Origin of the sequence: Streptomyces sp. H51, from assembly GCF_035656535.1 — a bacterium.
Lineage (GTDB): Bacteria > Actinomycetota > Actinomycetes > Streptomycetales > Streptomycetaceae > Streptomyces.
On sequence record NZ_JAYMHD010000068.1, the window covers coordinates 1 to 3,141 of the forward strand.

General features: G+C 68.6%; 2 protein-coding genes and 1 pseudogene. 1 reads left to right on the forward strand and 2 read right to left on the reverse strand.

Features of this window, described 5'->3' with window-relative positions; all coding sequences use genetic code 11:
• Positions 1-225: 225 nt before the first annotated feature.
• Together VKA29_RS24445 and VKA29_RS24450 are read right to left on the reverse strand one after the other, a co-directional pair.
• A complete protein-coding gene (locus VKA29_RS24445) occupies positions 226-1,326 on the reverse strand; it encodes an NADH:flavin oxidoreductase/NADH oxidase (RefSeq protein WP_324788116.1) in 1,101 nt (366 codons plus the stop codon).
• A gap of 193 nt (positions 1,327-1,519) precedes the next feature.
• Positions 1,520-1,699: pseudogene (locus VKA29_RS24450) on the reverse strand (IS5/IS1182 family transposase); the annotation flags it as partial.
• Positions 1,700-1,977: 278 nt separating this feature from the next.
• Here VKA29_RS24450 and VKA29_RS24455 point away from each other — a divergent pair.
• Positions 1,978-2,865 carry a hypothetical protein gene (locus tag VKA29_RS24455; protein ID WP_324788117.1) on the forward strand — a complete coding sequence of 296 codons (888 nt, stop codon included), beginning with the start codon at positions 1,978-1,980 and terminating at the stop codon, positions 2,863-2,865.
• The last annotated feature ends 276 nt before the right edge of the window (positions 2,866-3,141 follow it).

Below are 3,141 nucleotides of genomic sequence, written 5' to 3' on the forward strand. Positions count from 1 at the left end.
GCATCCGACAGTTCATGGCGACGTATCACCCGACCATGATCCCCGACCAAAGATCATTTGACGACAGACCCTAGGGGACGACCGGGGGCCAGGAAGGCTGCTGACACACGTGTGGGGTGTCCGAACGGGTGCACGACGCCGGCGTCGTGACGAGCCGCGAACGGGCACGGGGGCGGCGCCGGCCCGTGCCGGTGGGCGGGAACCGGTGTCCCGCCCACCGTTCGGTCAGGCCCGGTGGTACTGGGCGGGCGTGGGCACCCGGCCGCCGAGCGCGGCGGCAGCGTGGCGCGGCCAGTAGGGGTTGCGGAGCAGCTCGCGGGCCAGGAGAACGGCGTCGGCGCGGCCGGAGGCGACGATCTCCTGGGCCTGGGCGGGCTCGGTGATCAGTCCTACGGCGGCGACCGGCATGCCGGTCTCGTCGCGCACCCGTTCGGCGAACGGCACCTGGTAACCGGGACCGGTCTCGATCCGGGCGTCGGGGGCGATGCCGCCGGTGGAGACGTCCATCAGGTCGACGCCGCGGGCCTGCAGCTCCTTGGCGAGGCGGACGGTGTCGTCGCCGGTCCAGCCCTCGCGGTCGTCCTCGGGATTCTCGCTGAGCCAGTCGGTGGCGGAGACGCGGAAGAACACCGGCAGCTCGTCCGGCCACACCGCGCGCACGGCGTCGACGACCTCCAGGGCGAACCGGATCCGGTTCTCGAAGGAGCCGCCGTACTCGTCGGTGCGGTGGTTGCTGTGCGGGGAGAGGAACTGGTGGATCAGGTAACCGTGGGCCCCGTGGACCTCGGCGACCTGGAAGCCCGCGCCCAGGGCGCGTTCGGCGGCCTGGGCGAACTGCCGGACGACGTCCCGGATCTGGTCCGCAGTCAGTTCGGCGGGAGTGGTGGCGGAGGCGTCGAAGGGGAGCGCGCTGGGGGCGACCGGCCGCCAGCCGTAGGGCTCGTCCGGGCGGATCTGCCGGCCGCGGTCGACCCAGGTCCGCTCGGTCGACGCCTTGCGCCCGGCGTGCGCCAGCTGAATGCCGGGCACGACGCCCTGCGAGGTCAGGAAGGAGGTGATGCGGCGGAACGCGGCGGCCTGGGTGCCGTTCCAGATGCCGAGGTCATAGGGGCTGATCCGGCCCTCCGGGCTGACGGCCGTGGCCTCGGTGATGATCAGTCCTGCCCCGCCGGTGGCCCGTGCCGCCAGGTGCGTGAAGTGCCAGTCCGTGGGAGCGCCGACCGCCTCGCCCTCGGGCTCGGCGCTGTACTGGCACATCGAGGCCATCCAGATGCGGTTGGGGACGGTCAGCGACCTGAGATCGTAGGGCGTGAAGAGGGAGGTCACACGGACTCCTTGTCAGTGTCCTGAGCGGACGGCGGACGGCGTACGGGTGGCGCACCCCGCGGACGCGGAGCGCGCTCACCACAGATCAATTGCATGCGCGGGCTTCTTATTCCCGCTGCCTACCGGCGCCCGCATCGACCTTCGTCTCCAGGGGAGGACCGTCGGCCGGGCCGCGTCTACGCGCAGCCCGGCATCTCACGTTCACGCCGTGGCGGCGCTGCTTCCGGGAGAAGTCGGCCCGGCTGTCACCGGCCCGGTCGCACTCGGTGAGCGTTCCGTCGAGCAGGACGTGATCGGGATCCGTGCCCCCCGGGACCCGCGGCAGCCCGGGCGCCCGGCGGGGCAGAAGGCCGACGACGGCGGTGACGTAGGCGTCGAACACCTCTCTCCACGACGCGGGAGCCTCGCGCGTCCCGGAAGGCCACCCCGATACCCGACCGGTGGCCGCTCGAAACGCTCAGTGATTACTCAACCGATCTACTTCGTTGATTATGCCGTAGTACTCGCGAAACGGAATTCAAGAATTGAGCACTCTTAATTCAACGGAGCCTCAGCACAGGGAACTTGATTCCCTGACTACTCTTGGGGCCCGAGTCACCGGATCCGTGGTCACTCGGACTTCGTTTCCACCTTCTGTACGCAGGAGACCCTATGCGTATCCCAGTCACCGTGGCCGCAGCCTCCGGCGTCGTGGCCCTCGCCGCCTTCCTCGCTTCCCCGGTACACGCCGACAACGCGTCGTCCCACGCGGACGGCGCGAAGCGCGTCGCCGGCGACACGCACGGCAAGGCCCTCGGCAGCACCGGCCGGTTCGAAGATCTGCAGGTCGACTTCTCCGACCTCAAGATCGCCAAGGCGGTCAAGGTCGGGACGGTCAACCACGTCTCCGTCACGGTGACCTTCAAGGGGACCGGGTGGAAGGACCTGTCCGATTCGTCGTGGCTGCAGACGGGCCCGTTCATTTACCGGGGTTCCTCCAAGGCCCCGGAGAACGTGCTGTTCGGGGACGGCCCGGGGACCTGTACCCGTTACACGGACCCGAGCAAGAACTATCCGGTGACCTGCACGAGCCGTATCGACATCTATCCGGGCCCGAACAGCAAGGAGCTGTTCAACCCGGACGCCGGTACCTGGCACGTCGGCATCGAGTCCGTCAGCATCCACGGGTCCTACGGCTGGCAGAGGAAGATCGCCTACGACCTCGGCACCGTCCTGGTCCAGCGCAACTCGCAGCTGACGGCCGACGCATCGCCGGAGCCGGTGACGAAGGGCAAGACCATCACGGTCACGGGCAAGCTCTCCCGGGCCAACTGGGAGGACCACAAGTACCACGGCTACACCAGCCAGCCGGTGGCGCTCCAGTTCCGCAAGAAGGGCTCCAGCACCTACACCACGCTGAAGACGATCAAGTCGGACTCCACCGGCTCCCTGAAGACGACGACCACGGCGTCGGTCGACGGCTACTACCGCTTCTCCTTCGCAGGCACCACGACCGCCTCCGCGGTCAGCGCCACGGGAGACTACGTCGACGTGCGCTGACAACACGCTCAAGCAGGGCAGCACGAAGTCCTCGACGCGCACTTCACGGTAGCGCGGCACAGGGGCCGTTCATTCTCCGTTTGCGGAGAGCGTGCGCATTCGAATTCTCTGCGCGGCCGGACCGGGCCGGCTCACCGCACGAGCCGTGTTCATTGCCGGCCGATCGCCGAAGAAGCATCAGATGATGCCTTCTTTGCGTTGGATGGTGGGGGGCATGGTGGCTGGGTCGGTTGATATGGCGTCACAGGAGGCGGAGTGAGATCAGGAAGGGCCGGC